General features: G+C 68.8%; 11 protein-coding genes. All 11 read left to right on the top strand.

Annotated elements, in window-relative coordinates; all coding sequences use genetic code 11:
* Nucleotides 1–37: 37 nt before the first annotated feature.
* From DIE21_RS17305 to DIE21_RS17255, 11 genes are read left to right on the top strand one after another with little or no spacing between them, the layout of a single operon-like run.
* Nucleotides 38–2,272: a serine/threonine-protein kinase gene (locus DIE21_RS17305; RefSeq protein ID WP_124498845.1), complete on the top strand. Its 2,235-nt coding sequence runs from the start codon at nucleotides 38–40 to the stop codon at nucleotides 2,270–2,272.
* The gene (gene tssA, locus DIE21_RS17300; protein WP_124498844.1) at nucleotides 2,259–3,380 is read left to right on the top strand and encodes a type VI secretion system protein TssA; all 1,122 of its coding nucleotides are present in this window, start codon (nucleotides 2,259–2,261) and stop codon (nucleotides 3,378–3,380) included. Before DIE21_RS17305 ends, tssA begins: the two co-directional genes overlap by 14 nt.
* 59 nt (nucleotides 3,381–3,439) lie before the next feature.
* Complete coding sequence (gene tssB, locus DIE21_RS17295) at nucleotides 3,440–3,994, top strand: type VI secretion system contractile sheath small subunit (protein ID WP_124498843.1); 555 nt, start codon at nucleotides 3,440–3,442, stop codon at nucleotides 3,992–3,994.
* The gene (gene tssC, locus DIE21_RS17290; protein ID WP_124498842.1) at nucleotides 3,987–5,504 is read left to right on the top strand and encodes a type VI secretion system contractile sheath large subunit; all 1,518 of its coding nucleotides are present in this window, start codon (nucleotides 3,987–3,989) and stop codon (nucleotides 5,502–5,504) included. Before tssB ends, tssC begins: the two co-directional genes overlap by 8 nt.
* A gap of 59 nt (nucleotides 5,505–5,563) precedes the next feature.
* Nucleotides 5,564–6,055 (top strand): type VI secretion system tube protein Hcp, encoded by a 492-nt coding sequence (locus DIE21_RS17285; protein WP_057927224.1) that lies wholly within the window; start codon nucleotides 5,564–5,566, stop codon nucleotides 6,053–6,055.
* 16 nt (nucleotides 6,056–6,071) lie between these two features.
* A complete protein-coding gene (gene tssE / locus DIE21_RS17280; protein ID WP_124498923.1) occupies nucleotides 6,072–6,620 on the top strand; it encodes a type VI secretion system baseplate subunit TssE in 549 nt (182 codons plus the stop codon).
* Between the two features lie 4 nt (nucleotides 6,621–6,624).
* A complete protein-coding gene (gene tssF / locus DIE21_RS17275) occupies nucleotides 6,625–8,496 on the top strand; it encodes a type VI secretion system baseplate subunit TssF (RefSeq protein ID WP_124498841.1) in 1,872 nt (623 codons plus the stop codon).
* The gene (tssG, locus tag DIE21_RS17270; RefSeq protein WP_124498840.1) at nucleotides 8,493–9,617 is read left to right on the top strand and encodes a type VI secretion system baseplate subunit TssG; all 1,125 of its coding nucleotides are present in this window, start codon (nucleotides 8,493–8,495) and stop codon (nucleotides 9,615–9,617) included. Before tssF ends, tssG begins: the two co-directional genes overlap by 4 nt.
* Before the next feature lie 12 nt (nucleotides 9,618–9,629).
* On the top strand, nucleotides 9,630–12,299 hold the full coding sequence (tssH, locus tag DIE21_RS17265) for a type VI secretion system ATPase TssH (RefSeq protein ID WP_124498839.1): 2,670 nt from the start codon (nucleotides 9,630–9,632) through the stop codon (nucleotides 12,297–12,299).
* The gene (gene tssI / locus DIE21_RS17260) at nucleotides 12,296–14,569 is read left to right on the top strand and encodes a type VI secretion system tip protein VgrG (RefSeq protein WP_124498838.1); all 2,274 of its coding nucleotides are present in this window, start codon (nucleotides 12,296–12,298) and stop codon (nucleotides 14,567–14,569) included. Before tssH ends, tssI begins: the two co-directional genes overlap by 4 nt.
* Nucleotides 14,553–15,248: a hypothetical protein gene (locus tag DIE21_RS17255; protein WP_185642795.1), complete on the top strand. Its 696-nt coding sequence runs from the start codon at nucleotides 14,553–14,555 to the stop codon at nucleotides 15,246–15,248. The genes tssI and DIE21_RS17255 overlap by 17 nt, the downstream gene beginning before the upstream one ends.
* Nucleotides 15,249–15,261 lie beyond the last annotated feature (13 nt).

The raw sequence follows: 15,261 nt of genomic DNA, 5'->3' as shown, positions 1-15,261 counted from the left end.
GCGGCGGGCCACACGGATGCGGTATCGCGAGGTGGACATGAAGGACCCTTCATCGAGAGACAACGAGCACGACACGGCAACCCGCGGCGACGCGCCCGAATTCACGGTGCGGCCGCTGCCGCTCGGTCATCGCCTCGGCGAGCTGCAGCTCGACGAGGTGCTGGGCATCGGCGGTTTCGGCATCGTCTACCGCGCATTCGATCGCACGTTGCGGCGCGCGGTCGCGATCAAGGAATACATGCCGTCGATGCTCGCGACGCGCGGCGGCGACTACACGGTGTCGCTGCGTTCCGAGCGGTTCGCGCAGGCGTTCGACGCGGGACGCGGCGCGTTCCTGAACGAGGCGCGCCTGCTCGCGCAATTCGACCACCCGGGGCTCGTCAAGGTGCTGCATTTCTGGGAGAGCCACGGCACCGCATACATGGTCATGCCGTTCTACGAAGGGCGCACGCTCAAGCAGCTGCTCGACGGCGGCGTGCGGATGAGCGAGACGCAATTGCGCAACATCGTCGGCGCGCTGCTCGGTGCGCTCGACACGCTGCATCGCGCGCAATGCTTTCATCGCGACGTCGCGCTCGACAACGTGCTGATCCGCCCGAACGGCAGCGCGATCCTGCTCGACTTCGGCGCGGCACGCAAGCGGATCGGCGATCTCGTCGACGACGGCGCGATGATGATCAAGCCCGGCTACGCGCCGATCGAGCAGTACACCGACGATCCCGCGTTCAGCCAGGGGCCGTGGACGGATCTCTATGCGCTCGGCGCGGTGATGCACGCGATGATCACGGGCGAACTGCCGCCCGCGGCCGTCGTGCGCAGCATCAAGGACACGTACCGGCCGCTCGCGTCGCGCGAGTTGCCGGCCGGCGAGGTGTACAGCCCGGCGTTCCTCGCGGCGATCGATCACGCGCTGCAATTGCGGATCCCGGATCGGCCGGAGTCGGTCGCGGCTTTCGCGGCGGAACTCGGGTTGCGGGATGTCGATCGGGCCGGCGGCGGGTATGGTGCGGCCGTCGCGCCGCCGTCTGCCGCACCAGTTGCCCCAGCTGCCCCAGCTGCCGCCAGCGACAAGCCGGAAGACGGCGCTTCGTCGGCGTCGAAGGCGGCTGCGGGGGCGGGGGCGTCGTTCGCTTCTTCTCCCGCTTCTTCGTCTGTATCGCAAGCGTCGTCGCCGTCCGCGAAAACGGGGAGCCCCGAAGGGCGTGAAGGTAATGGGGAACGCGCAAAGGACGCGCAGCGGGCTCAGCAGTCAGCGTCGAAGCCCGAAGCGCATGATGGCGCCGGCATGCGATCGGCAAGCGACGGGACGGACATCGGGCAGCGCAGTGCAACGGCTAGCGGGAACCTGAACGGAACGGCAGGGCCGATTGCTGGTTCTGCTGGTTCTGCTGGTTCTGCTGGTTCTGCTGGTTCTGCTGGTTCTGCTGGTGCCGCTGGTGCCGCTGGTGCATCCACATCGGCATCCTCGTCAGGCGCATCGCCCCCGTCCCGCGCCCCGCGCCGCCCGTCGTTCATCCCGGCCGGCAACCGGCGCATACCCACCTACGTGGGTGGCGCGCTGGCCGCGCTGATCGTTGTCGGCATCGCCGCAACCTATCTGTCGCGACCCGCGCGTGTCGCAAGCGAACCGGAAGCCGGCGCAAGCCAGCCGCTGGCCGGCGCCGCGTCCTCGGCCAGTGTGCCGGAAGCGATGCTCGCCCAGCATGGTCCGACGCCGATCGTCGTGCCGCCGTCGAGCCTGCCGGCCGGATCGTCCGCGCAGGTGCCGCCGCCATCGCTGGCCGCCGCGCCCGCCAGCGCGCCTGCAGTCGGGACCGCCGCGTCCGCGCCGCAGGTCGCGACGCCCGCCACGGCCGTCGCGGGCGCCACGCCGTCGCAAGCCGGTTCGAGCTCGACGATCGCGCCGGCCGGCAGCCTCGATGCGTCGGAGCGCGTCGTCAACGTGCCGCCGTCGGAGGCCGCCGCGTCGCCGTCGACCGCACCGGCGTCGCCATCGGACGCCGGCATGGCCGTCGCCGCAGTCAGCGCGCCGGCCGCAGAGCAGCGTCCGCCGAAGCAGGAAACCGTCCAGGTGCGCTTCAACGTGCGCCCGTGGGGCGACGTGTACGTGAACGGCGCACGGCGCGGCGCGAGCCCGCCGCTGCGCTCGGTGTCGCTGACGCCGGGCGTCTATCAGATCGAGATCCGCAACGGCTCACTGCCGCCGTTGCACCGCACCGTGGCGATCGACTTCGGCAGCAAACCGGTCAGCATCGACTATGCATTCGAATGACGTCAGCCAGGCGGCGCTGGCCGCCGCATTGTCCTCGCCGTCGCCCGGCCTGCCGGCGGCGACACCGCGCGCCGACCTGATCGGCCGGCTGCTCGCGGACGTCGCGCCCGATGCGCCGTGCGGCGAGAACCTCGAATACGACGCCGATTTCCTGCAGCTTCAGGAACGCGCGACCCCGCGCGCCGAGCAGCAGTACGGCGACACCGTGATCCCGGCCGAGACGCCCGACTGGCGCGCGATCGAGCGCCTCGCGCTCGCGCTGAGCGCGCGGACGAAGGACCTGCGCGTCGCCGCGTATCTCGCGCGCAGCTGGACCGAGCAGCACGGCATGCCCGGCTACGTGGACGGGCTTGCGGTCGTCGCGGGCCTGCTCGAGCGCTGGTGGGACGAACTTCATCCGCGCCTCGACGCCGACGGCGAACCAGACCCGACACCGCGGATCAACGCGCTCGCCGATGTGGCCGGCGCGCACGAGTGTGCGCGTGCGGCGCGGCGCCAGCCGCTGTTCGACGGCGGCCCGAGCGTGCGCGACGCCGAACGCGCGCTCGACGGCCGCGACGAAGCGGGCGGCCCGGCGGCAGGCAGTCGCGACAGCCTGGTCGCCGCGCTGTCGACCGCACGCGACGACGGCCGCGTGCCGATCGACGCGGTGCACGCCGCGCTGCGCGCGCTGGACGCGATCCGCGCGCGCGTGACAGACCGGCTCGGCAGCGAATGGGCGCCGGATGCGAGCGATACGGAGAAGGCGTTGCAACGCATCGTCCGCGAGATGCCGGAGCCGGCGTCGGCAGTGCAGCCGGCCGCACCGGACGGTTCGACGCCGGTTGCGCCGGCCGCGTCCGGCGCCGCGCAAGCCACATCCGCGCCGACCGCTTTGCCGAACGGACGGGCCTGGCGTGACGCCGAGGTCACGAGCCGCGACGACGTGCGCCTCGGCCTCGACAAGATGTGCCGCTATTTCGAACTGCACGAGCCGAGCCACCCGGCGCCGCTGCTGCTGCGGCGCGCGCAGCGGCTGCTCGCGCTCGACTTCTACGAAATCATCCGGGATCTCGCTCCGGAGAGCCTGCCGAAGCTGGACCTGCTGAGCGGCGAGCGGAGCGAATGAGGCAGACCGCCGGGCGGCGGCCACGTACGCGCAACCTGATCGATGTGAAGGAGTGGACGATGACGGACAGAACCAAGGCGGCAGGCAGCGGACAGAAGTTCATCGCGCGCAATCGGGCGCCGCGCGTGCAGATCGAGTACGACGTCGAGACCTACGGCGCCGAGCGCAAGGTGCAGCTGCCGTTCGTGATGGGTGTCATCGCGGACCTGGCGGGCAAGCGTGCCGAACCGCTGCCGGACCTGCCGGAGCGCAAGTTCCTCGAGATCGACGTCGACAACTTCGACGAGCGGATGAAGTCGGTCGCGCCGCGCGTCGCGTTCCAGGTGCCGAACACGCTGACGGGCGAAGGGGTGCTCAGCGTCGACATGACGTTCGAGCAGATCGACGATTTCTCGCCGGCGGCGATCGCGCGCAACGTCGACGCGCTGCGCCGGCTGCTGGATGCGCGCACCGAGCTGTCGAATCTGCTGTCGTACATGGACGGCAAGCACGGCGCCGAACAGCTCATCGAGCGCGCGATCAACGATCCCGACCTGCTGAAGACGCTCGTGCGCGAACCGCATGCCGACGCGCAGGACGGCGACGCGACCCGACCGGAGGCCCGCGATGAATGACCCTGTCCAGTCCCGCGCCGATACGCGCGACGCACGCGACGCCGCGCAACCGGCCGCCGCACGCGGCGAATTCGCCGCGCTGCTGCAGAAGGAGTTCAAGCCGAAGACCGCCGAGGCACGCGAGTCGGTCGAACGCGCGGTGCGCACGCTCGCCCAGCAGGCGCTCGAACATACGGTCGGCATGACGACCGACGCCTACGGCAGCGTGAAGCAGATCATCGCGGAGATCGACCGGAAGCTGTCCGAGCAGATCAACCAGATCCTGCATCACGACGAATTCCAGACGCTCGAAGGCGCGTGGCGCGGCCTGCATTACCTCGTCACGCACACCGAGACCGACGAGCTGCTGAAGATCAAGGCCTTGCCGGCATCGCGCAACGAGGTCGGGCGAATGCTCAAGCGCTACAAGGGCGTCGCGTGGGACCAGAGCCCGCTGTTCCGCAAGATATACGAGGAGGAATACGGGCAGTTCGGCGGCGAGCCGTTCGGCTGCCTCGTCGGCGACTTCTACTTCAATCACAGCCCGCCGGACGTCGAGATGCTCGGCGAGCTGTCGAAGATCGCGGCGGCCGCGCACGCGCCGTTCATCGCGGGCGCGTCGCCCGAGCTGATGCAGATGGATTCGTGGCAGGAGCTGTCGAATCCGCGCGACCTGACCAAGATCTTCCAGAACACCGAATACGCGGCGTGGCGCAGCCTGCGGCAGTCCGAGGATTCACGCTACGTCGGCCTCGCGATGCCGCGTTTTCTCGCGCGGCTGCCGTATGGGGCACGCACCCATCCGGTCGACGAATTCGACTTCGAGGAAGACACCGATGCCGCGAACCACGACCGCTACACGTGGGCGAATTCGGCTTACGCGATGGCCGCGAACATCAACCGTTCGTTCAAGCAGTACGGCTGGTGCTCGTCGATCCGCGGCGTCGAATCGGGCGGGGCGGTCGAAGGGCTGCCGAGCCATACGTTCCCGACCGACGACGGCGGCGTCGACCAGAAATGCCCGACGGAGATCGCGATCAGCGACCGCCGCGAGGCCGAGCTCGCGAAGAACGGCTTCATGCCGTTCGTACACCGGAAGAACTCGGATTTCGCCGCGTTCATCGGTGCGCAGTCGCTGTACCAGCCCGCCGAGTATCACGACCCCGACGCGACCGCGAACGCACGGCTGTCCGGCCGCCTGCCTTACCTGTTCGCGTGCTGCCGTTTCGCGCACTACCTGAAGTGCATCGTGCGCGACAAGATCGGCTCGTTCCGCGAGCGCGACGACATGGAGCGCTGGCTGAACGACTGGATCATGAACTACGTCGACGGCGACCCCGTGAACTCGTCGCAGGAAACCAAGGCGCGCAAGCCGCTGGCGGCCGCGCAGGTGGTCGTCGACGAGGTCGAGGACAACCCCGGCTACTACACGTCGAAGTTTTTCCTGAGGCCGCACTACCAGCTCGAAGGGCTCACCGTGTCGCTGCGGCTGATCTCGCGGCTGCCGTCCGCGAAGGCGGCCAACGCGTGAGCGGCAAGCGTCGTTCAATCCAGCATTCAACCTGATTTCGCACCGAAACGGAGACGGCAATGGGCGTGGCAATGTTTATGAAGGTGGACGGCGTGACCGGCGAATCGGCGGACGCGCAGCACAAGGGCTGGACCGACATCGAATCGTTCACGTGGGGCGCGAGCCAGCCGGGCGCGATGGCGAGCGGCAGCGGCGGCAACGCTGGCAAGGCGAGCTTCAACGATCTCGTCGTGGCCGCCTACATGGACAAGGGTGCGCCCGCGATCATCAAGAACTGCGCGAGCGGCAAGCACTTGCCGAAGGTCGAGATCTCCGCGTGCAAGACCGGCGGCTCGCAGATCGAGTTCATGCGGGTGACGCTGCAGGAAGTGCTCGTCACGTCCGCGCAGGTCGCGGGCATCGATCCCGGCGACGCGGCCGACCGTTTGATGATGCATTACGGCTTCCAGGCCGCGAAGGTGAAGAAGCAGTACTGGCAGCAGAACGACAACGGCGGCAAGGGCGCCGAGGTGTCGGTCGGCTGGAACATCAAGGAAAACACCGAGATGTGACGGGGGGCCGATGACGATGGACGATCCCGACGCCCGCGACGGCCGGCACCACGGCATGCGCGACCGGCTGCAGCCCGCGCTGCTCGACCGGCTGACCGACGACGCACCGCAGCGCACGACCGATTTGCCCGGCACGCAATGGATCGGCGCCGAGCGCCTGCGCGCGGCCGTGCTGCGCGATCTCGCGTGGCTGCTCAATACGCGCAACGGCGAGGACGGCTTCGTCGACTGGGCCGCGTTCGCGCACGCGCAGGCGTCGGTGCTCAATTACGGGATGCGGCCGCTCGTCGGCAAGCCGATGTCGGGTGTCGAACGCATGTCGGTCGAGGCGTCGATCCGCGACGCGATCGTCCGCTTCGAGCCGCGCATCGCGCCCGACAGCGTCGAGGTCCGCAGCGTGACCGACGCACCGGGCGGCCGGGCCGGCGAACGACGCCACAACGTGCTGCTGTTCGAGATTCGCGGCACGCTGTGGTCGATCCCGCATCCGCTCGGATTCGTGCTGCGCTCCGACCTCGATCTCGAGACGGGCGCGATGTCGCTGCAAGCCGTGGCGGGGGGCTGACGCGATGGATACGCGCCTGCTCGACTACTACAACCGCGAACTCGCGTATCTGCGCGAGCTCGGCGGCGAATTCGCGCAGCAGTTCCCGAAGGTCGCCGCGCGGCTGCGGCTCGACGAATCGGGGCCGCCCGATCCGTACGTCGAACGGCTGCTCGAAGGCTTCAGCTTCCTCACCGCGCGCGTGCAGCTGAAGATGGACGCCGAGTTTCCGCGCTTCACGCAGGCGCTGCTCGATGCCGTGTATCCGGGCTATCTCGCACCGTTGCCGTCGATGGCGATCGTGCGGTTCGCGCCGATGCTGAACGAAGGCAGCCTCGCGCAGGGCTGGCGGCTGCCGGCCGGCACGGCGCTGCGCGCGCGGCCGGCCGCGTCCGAGCAGACCGCGTGCGAATTCCGCACCGCGCACGACCTGACGCTGTGGCCGCTCGAGCTGACCGATGCGGCCGTCACCGGCGCGCCGTCGTGGCTGCCGCGCGGCGCGGTGCCGGCGCGCCAGGACGTGCGCGGCACGCTGCGCATCCGGCTCAAGGCGCGCGGCGGCGCACGACTTTCGCAACTGCCGCTCGATCGGCTGGCCTTTCATCTCGCGGGCCCCGAGCGCGACGCGCTGCACCTGCTCGAACTGATCGCCGCGCATGCGCTCGGCGTCGTCTGCCACGACCCGGGGCAGCCGCCGCGCTGGCTGCACACGCTCGACGCCGACGCGATCGTCCACGAGGGTTTCGATCCGGCGCAGGCGATCCTGCCCGACGATGGGCGCAGCTTCCACGGCTACCGGCTGCTGCGCGAGTATTTCGCGTTTCCGGTGCGCTTCCTGTTCTTCAGCATCGGCGGGCTGCGCGCCGCGCTCACGCGCGCCACCGGCGACGAATGCGAGCTGACCGTGCTGTTCGACCGTCACGACGCGGCGCTCGAGGCGGCCGTCGACGCGCGCCATCTGGCGCTGAACTGCACGCCGGCCGTGAACCTGTTCGCGCGTCGCGGCGATCGCATTCGGGTGCAGCCGGGCGCGCGCGAGCATCATGTCGTCGTCGACCGCAGCCGGCCGCTCGATCACGAGGTCTATGCGGTGCAGCGGCTCGCGAGCGAGCAGCGCGACGACGGCCAGTCGCGCGAATTCCGGCCGTTTCATGCATCGCTCGCGAGCGACGACGGCAACTACGGCGCGTACTACACGGTGCGGCGCGAGCCCCGGCTGGTGTCCGCGCAGGCACGCGCGAACGGCACGCGCACCGGCTACGTCGGCAGCGAAGCCTATGTGTCGCTCGTCGACAGCCAGTGCGCGCCGTACGACGAAACGATGCGCTACCTGTCCGTCGACACGCTGTGCACGAACCGCGATCTCGCGCTGCTGCTGCCGCCGGGCGACGCGAACGCGTTCACGTTGCGCATCTCGGCCCCCGTCGAGCGCATCGTCGCGATTCGCGGCCCGTCGCGGCCGCGCCCGCCGATCGCCGATGCGCAGACAGCCTGGCGGCTCATCCGCCATCTCGGGCTGGCCCGGCAGACGATGACCGATCTCGACGACGAGGAGGGCGCGCATGCGCTGCGCGAGCTGCTCGGCCTGCACGCCGACCCGGCCGACGCCGCGATGCGCCGGCAGATCGACGGCGTGCGGCGCGTCGCGTTCTCGCCCGTGTTCCGGCGGCTGCCGGCGCTTGGGCCGCTGATGTTCGGACGCGGCGTGCAGGTCGACGTGACCGTGGACGACCATGCGTTCTCCGGCGACAGCCCGTTCCTGCTCGGCGCGGTGCTCGAGCAGTTCTTCGCGCGGCATGTGTCGATCAACGCGTTCGCCGAATGCGTGCTGACCAGCGCGCAGCGCGGCACGCTCGCGCACTGGCCGGCGCGCATCGGCAGGCGGCCCGCGATATGAAACACGGCACGCCGCCCGGCGCTCAACCGGCTACCGAGGCCGCACGCCGCGATGCGTGGTGGGCACGGCTGCGTGCCGCGCCGCATGGCTACGACCTGTTCCAGGCATTGCGCTGGCTCGATGCGCTGTCGCCCGGCCGAGCACCGTTCGGCCATGCCGCGCGGCCGCGCGACGAACCGGTGCGGCTCGGGCAGCAGCCGTCGCTCGCGTTCGCGGCGTCGATGCTGGCCGGCGCCTGCGACGATGACAATGGCACCGGGCGGCCGCGCATCGCGATTCACGGTTTCGGGTTGTTCGGACCGAACGGTCCGCTGCCGACCCACCTGACCGAATACGCACACGAGCGCGCGGCCCAGCACGGCGATCCGACCTTCACCGCGTTCGCGGACCTGTTCCATCACCGGCTGATCCTGCTGTTCTACCGGGCATGGGCCGACGCGCAGCCCACGGTGAGCCTCGATCGCCCCGGGCGCGCACGGTTCGACGCGTATGTCGCGAGCCTGGTCGGGCGCGCCGCGCATGGCGACAGGCCGGCCGCGCGGGCCGATGCCGAACGCACGGCCGCCGGCACGCTCGCGCCGCACGCGCTTTATTTCCATGCGGGCCATCTCGTACGGCACACGCGCAATCCGGAAGGGCTCGTGCAGATCCTGCGGCGTCATTTCGGCGTCGACGCGCGCATCGTCGAGCACGTGCCGCGCTGGGTCGCGATCGAACCCTCGCAGCGCTGCGTGATCCGCGCGACGCGGCCGACCTTGCGCGTCGGCGGCGTCGCACTCGGCATCGCGGTGCGCGACGCGCAGTCGCATTTCCGGATCGTGCTCGGGCCGCTGTCGCTCGACGCATACCGGCGCTTCCTGCCGGGCGGCCCGCACGCGCGGCCGCTCGCGCAATGGGTGCGCGAATACGTCGGCATCGAGTTCGAGTGGGACGTACAGCTCGAACTGGCGGCGGACGCGGTGCCGGCGATCGCGCTCGGCGCGCCGCAGGGTCTCGGCCGTACCGCATGGCTCGGGCAGCGGCTCGAAGCGGGGCCCGCACGCGATCTCGTCGTCCGTTACGACGCGCGCCGTGGCGGCCCGCCGCGCGCCGGCGCCGCCCTTCATCGCGAAACCGCCTAAACGGGAACCGTCATGTCCGATATCGGCCGCGTCAACCTGTTCGGAAAACTCAACCCGCTCCTCTACGAGACGCTCGAGCAGGCGACCGGATTCTGCCGGCTGCGCGGCAATCCGTACGTGGAACTCGCGCACTGGTTCAAGCCGCTCCTGCAGCGGCCCGACGGCGACCTGCAGCACGTGCTGCGCAGGTTCGAGATCGACGAGGCCGCCATCGACCGCGGGCTGGTTAACGCGCTCGACCGGCTGCCGCGCGGCGCGGGATCGGTGTCGGACCTGTCCGTGCACATCGACGACGCGGTCGAGCGCGCCTGGGTCTATGCCACGTTGAAATACGACGCGACGCGGATTCGCGGCGCGGTCCTGCTGCTCGCGATCCTGAAGACGCCGCAGTTGCGCAACGTGCTGTACGCGATCGCACGCGAGTTCGAGCGTATCGTGCCCGACGTGCTCGCCGACGAACTCGAATCGATCGTCGACGGCTCGCCGGAGGCGCCACCCGCCGCGCATGCCGACGCGGGCTCGGGCGCCGGCGGTGCCGCCGCGATGCGTGGCGTGCCGACCGCGGAAGGGTCGGCCCTGGCACGCTTCGCCGTCGACCTGACCGCCCGCGCGCGGGCCGGCGAGATCGACCCCGTCGTCGGGCGCGACGCGGAGATCCGCCAGATCGTCGACATCCTGCTGCGGCGCCGGCAGAACAACCCGCTGCTGGTCGGCGAGGCCGGTGTCGGCAAGACGGCCGTCGCGGAAGGCTTCGCGCTGCGGATCGCCGCCGGCGATGTGCCGCCGTCGCTGCGCGACGTTTCGCTCTATCTGCTCGACGTTGGACTGCTGCAAGCCGGCGCGAGCGTGAAGGGCGAATTCGAGAGCCGGCTGCGCGGCGTGATCGACGAAGCGATGTCGTCCGAGCGGCCGGCGATCCTGTTCATCGACGAAGTCCATACACTCGTCGGCGCGGGCGGGGCGGCCGGCACCGGCGACGCCGCGAACCTGCTGAAACCCGCGCTCGCGCGCGGCCTGCTGCGCACGATCGGCGCGACCACCTGGTCCGAGTACAAGCAGTACATCGAGAAGGATCCCGCGCTGACGCGGCGCTTCCAGCTCGTGCACGTGCTCGAACCCGAAGAGGTGGCCGCCGTGACGATGCTGCGCGGCCTTGCCGCGAAGCTCGAAGCCCACCATCGCGTGCTCGTGCTCGACGACGCGCTGCACGCCGCCGTGACGTTGTCGCACCGGTATATCCCCGCGCGGCAGTTGCCGGACAAGGCGATCAGCCTGCTCGACACGGCCTGCGCGCGCGTCGCCGTCAGCCAGCACGCGGTGCCGGCGCCGATCGAGGACGCGCGGCGGCGCATCGACGGCCTGCGGGTCGAGCGCGAACGGATCGGGCGCGAATGCGCGCTCGGCAGCGGCGACACCGCGCGGCGCGACGCGATCGATACCGAGCTTGCCGCCGTGCGGACGGAACTCGACCGGCTCGACACGCGCTGGCAGGCCGAGCGCGATGCGTTGACGGCGATCGTCGAGTCGCGCGCGGCGCTGCTCGACGACGATCCGTCGCACGAACTTTCCGCCGCCGCACGCGCCGATGTTCAATCGCGCCTGACCGCCGCGCAGCAGGCGCTGTCCGATCTGCAGGGCGACGCGCCGCTCGTGCTGCCCGCGGTCGACACGCATGCTGTTGCGGCCGTCGTCGCCGACTGGACCGGCATCCCGCTCGGCCGGATGGTGCGCGACGAGACGCAGGCCGTGCTGAAGCTCGCCGAGACGCTCGGCGAACGCGTCGTCGGCCAGCCGCATGCGGTCGAACTGATCGCCGAGCGAATCCAGACCGCGCGCGCGAAGCTCGACGATCCGACCAAGCCGCACGGCGTGTTCTTGCTGTGCGGGCCGTCCGGCGTCGGCAAGACCGAGACCGCGCTCGCGCTGACCGACACGTTGTACGGCGGCGAGCGCAACGCGATCACGATCAACATGAGCGAGTTCCAGGAGGCGCATACGGTCTCGACGCTGAAGGGCGCGCCGCCCGGCTACGTCGGCTACGGGCAGGGCGGGGTGCTCACCGAGGCCGTGCGCCGCCGGCCGTACAGCGTCGTACTGCTCGACGAGATCGAGAAGGCGCATCGCGACGTGCACGAGATTTTCTTCCAGGTGTTCGACAAGGGCTGGATGGAGGATGGCGAGGGGCGCGACATCGACTTCCGGCATACCGTGATCCTGCTGACTTCGAACGTCGGCGCCGATCGCGTGATGCAGCTGTGCCGCGACCCCGACCATCTGCCCGACATGCAGACGCTCGCCGATGCGCTGCGTGCGCCGCTGCGCGACGTGTTCCCGGCCGCGCTGCTCGGCCGGCTGACCATCGTGCCTTACTACCCGCTGACCGATGCGACGCTCGCACGCATCGTCGCGCTGCAGTTGCGGCGCTTCGAGAAGCGGATCGACCTGCATCACGGCATCCGGCTGCACTGCACCGATGCGGCGACCGCGCTGATCGTCGAGCGTTGCCGGACCGTCGAATCCGGCGGCCGGATGGTCGACGCGATCCTCACGCATACCGTGATGCCGCGCATCGGCCGCGCGATCCTCGAGGCCACGCTCGAAGGCCGCGCGCTGGCGTCGATCGAGGTGAGTGCGGCCGGCGGCGAATTCGCTTACCGGTTCGACGAGGAGGGAACGACGTGAATCGCGTATTTACCCTCGACAGCCCGCACGGCGACGACCTGAAATTCCACACGCTCGACGGCAGCGACGAACTCGGCCGCCTGTTCGAATTCCGGATCGAGGCACTGGCGAACAGCCACAGCCTGTCGCTGAAGGACCTGCTCGGCAAGCCCGTGACCGTGCGGATCGAGCAGCAGGACCTGTCGACGCGCTACCTGAACGGGATCGTCGCGCGCGCGACGCTGGCCGGCCGGCGCGCCGAACGGCACTACGGCTACGAACTCATCGTGCGTCCGTGGCTGTGGCTCGCGACGCGCCGCTCCGACTGCCGGATCTTCCAGAACCGCACCGTGCCCGACATCGTGCAGGAGGTGCTGGCGCCGTATGGCTTTCCGATCGAGAACAAGCTGACCGAATCCTATGCGCCGCGCGAGTACTGCGTGCAGTACAACGAGACCGATACGGCGTTCGTGTCGCGGTTGATGGAATTCGAGGGCATCTATTTCCATTTCCGGCACGCGGCCGACAATCACACGCTCGTGCTGTGCGATGCGATGTCGTCACACGTCGCGTTGCCAGGCTACGAGACGATCCCGTACATCGCGCAGGATCGCACGGCAATCGCCGACGAGGAGCACATCGACGCGTGGCTGCCCGCGCAGGAGGTGAGCGTCGGCAAGCATCAGACCACCGACTACGACTACACGAAGCCGCGGGCCGATCTGTCGACGCAGAAGGTCGATCCGCGCGGCCACGATCACGACAGCTTCGCGTCGTTCGAATGGCCGGGCGGCTATCGCGACGATGCGCCGGGTGCGCATTACAGCCGCGTGCGGCTCGAGGAACAGCAGGCCGAGCATGAGCGGGCGAGTGCCGAGACGGACGTGCGGGGTGCCGCGCCCGGGTATCTGTTCACGCTCGAACACTGCCCGCGTGCAGACCAGAACCGCGAATACCTGATCGTGCGGTGCCAGTACCGCTTTCAGGAGAACGCTTATGCGAGCGATCAGGGCGCGGAGGCCGTCGTGCATCAGACGATGATGATCGTGCAGCCGTCGAGCCTGCCTTACCGGTCGCCGCGAGAGACGCCGAGGCCGCGCACCAATGGGCCGCAGACGGCCACCGTGGTCGGGCCGCCGGGGGAGGAAATCTGGACCGACCAGTATGGGCGGGTGAAGCTGCAGTTCCGGTGGGACCGGTATGGGCAGAGCAACCAGGATTCGTCGTGCTGGGTACGGGTGTCGAGTCCTTGGGCCGGTGGCGGGTTCGGGGGGGTGCAGATTCCACGGGTGGGCGACGAGGTCGTGGTCGATTTCCTGAACGGCGATCCGGATGAGCCGATCGTGACCGGGCGGGTTTACAACGGCGAGAAGATGCCGCCGTGGGGGCTGCCAGGAAGTGCGACGCAGAGCGGGTTGTTGTCCCGGTCGTCGCCGGGCGGGACGACCGACCATGCGAATGCGTTCCGGTTCGAGGACAAGAAGGGCGCCGAGCAGCTGTGGATGCATGCCGAGCGGAATTTCGACGCGGAGACGGAGCTCGATCATTCGCTTTCCGTCGGGAACAACCATACGCATACGGTCGGGAACGACGAGACGATGCAGGTGAAGAACAATCGGCAACGGAGTGTGGGGCAGAACGAGACGGTGAATATCGGGAAGAATCGGGTCGCGCAGATCGGGGTGGATGAGACGCATGGGGTGGGGGGGAATCGCAGCGTGTCCGTCGAGGGCAACAGTTCGCATACCGTCGCGAAAGGCAATCACAGCCTCGCGGTGGTAACCGGCACGCATGACGTTTTCGTGAAGGGAGACAGCACACATGTCGTCGGCGCCGGGTCGTATGTGACAAAGGTCAATGCCGGAAACCATTCCGTGGATGTGAACAAAGTCGCTTCATTGGTGGCCGGCAGCTACATCGACATGGGTGCAGGAAAGAGTGGCATGTCGATCAATAAGGACAACGTCGGCGTCTCCATCGGCGGAACCGCAGGCGATACCGGTGTTGGCATCAGCGGCCAGGGTGGCGGTGTGGCCATCGCCGGATACGGCAAGGGTGTAGACATTGCGGGCTATGCGCAGGGCGTGAAGATTTACGGCGAGAACGATCTCAATCTTTCTGGCAAGTCGACGGCCAATCTTCAGGCGCCGACGGTCAACATCGACAACGGCAAGAGTAGTTGCACCGTCAACGTCAATGCGACGAAGATTGTCCTGGCGACCGGTGGCGGCTCCATCACGCTCGACGGTTCGGGCGTGACGATCCAGGGAACGATTGCCCACATCAATTGATTTCGAGCAGCGCCTGCCGGTCGCTCGGTTGCATTCAAAGCATGGGAGACATGCGATGGAAAACGAATCGGATCAGATGACAGTCGACGGAACGCTCGAGGCGGAAACCGTCGACGCACTGCGTCGGTTGTTCGCCAACGACGCGACACCGGATCGCTCTCCGCCAAACGAACGTCGCGACTCATCGACGTTGATTGGCGAAGTGACGGATACGCACCACCCCGATGCGATGGGCCGGATTCGCGTGAAATGGTCGATGCAGGATGGCAGCACACGCGAGCACTGGCTCGAATGCGTGGATGGCGTGAAGCCGGAGATCGGTGATCGTGTGCTGTTGCAATCGCCTGCGAACTGGCCGGAATATCTGATCGCCGGGCTGCTGAAACGTACGGGTTCCGGCGAACCTGTCGAACCGGTGGTCGAGCCCGCGATGGCACTCGCGCTCGATGCCGACAAGTGCGTGCAGATATCGGATGCGTCAGGGTGCCCGTTGTTGCAGGTACGTGCGTCGCCGGACGGCCCGGTCGTGAAGCTGCTGAACAGGAACGTGAACATCGAGGTTGCCGGCAAGCTGAGGCTGAGCGCGCAAACGCTCGAACTGGAAGGCGGGCGAGGCGGTGTCGACATTCGGACCGAGGCCGACACCGTCGTGCGCAGCCGGTACGTTCGTCTGAACTGAGAGTCAACCTGAC

This window comes from Burkholderia sp. Bp9140 (assembly GCF_003853425.1).
Lineage (GTDB): Bacteria > Pseudomonadota > Gammaproteobacteria > Burkholderiales > Burkholderiaceae > Burkholderia.
The sequence above is the reverse complement of the archived record's forward strand: the minus strand, read 5'-3'. Positions and strand labels throughout refer to the sequence as shown.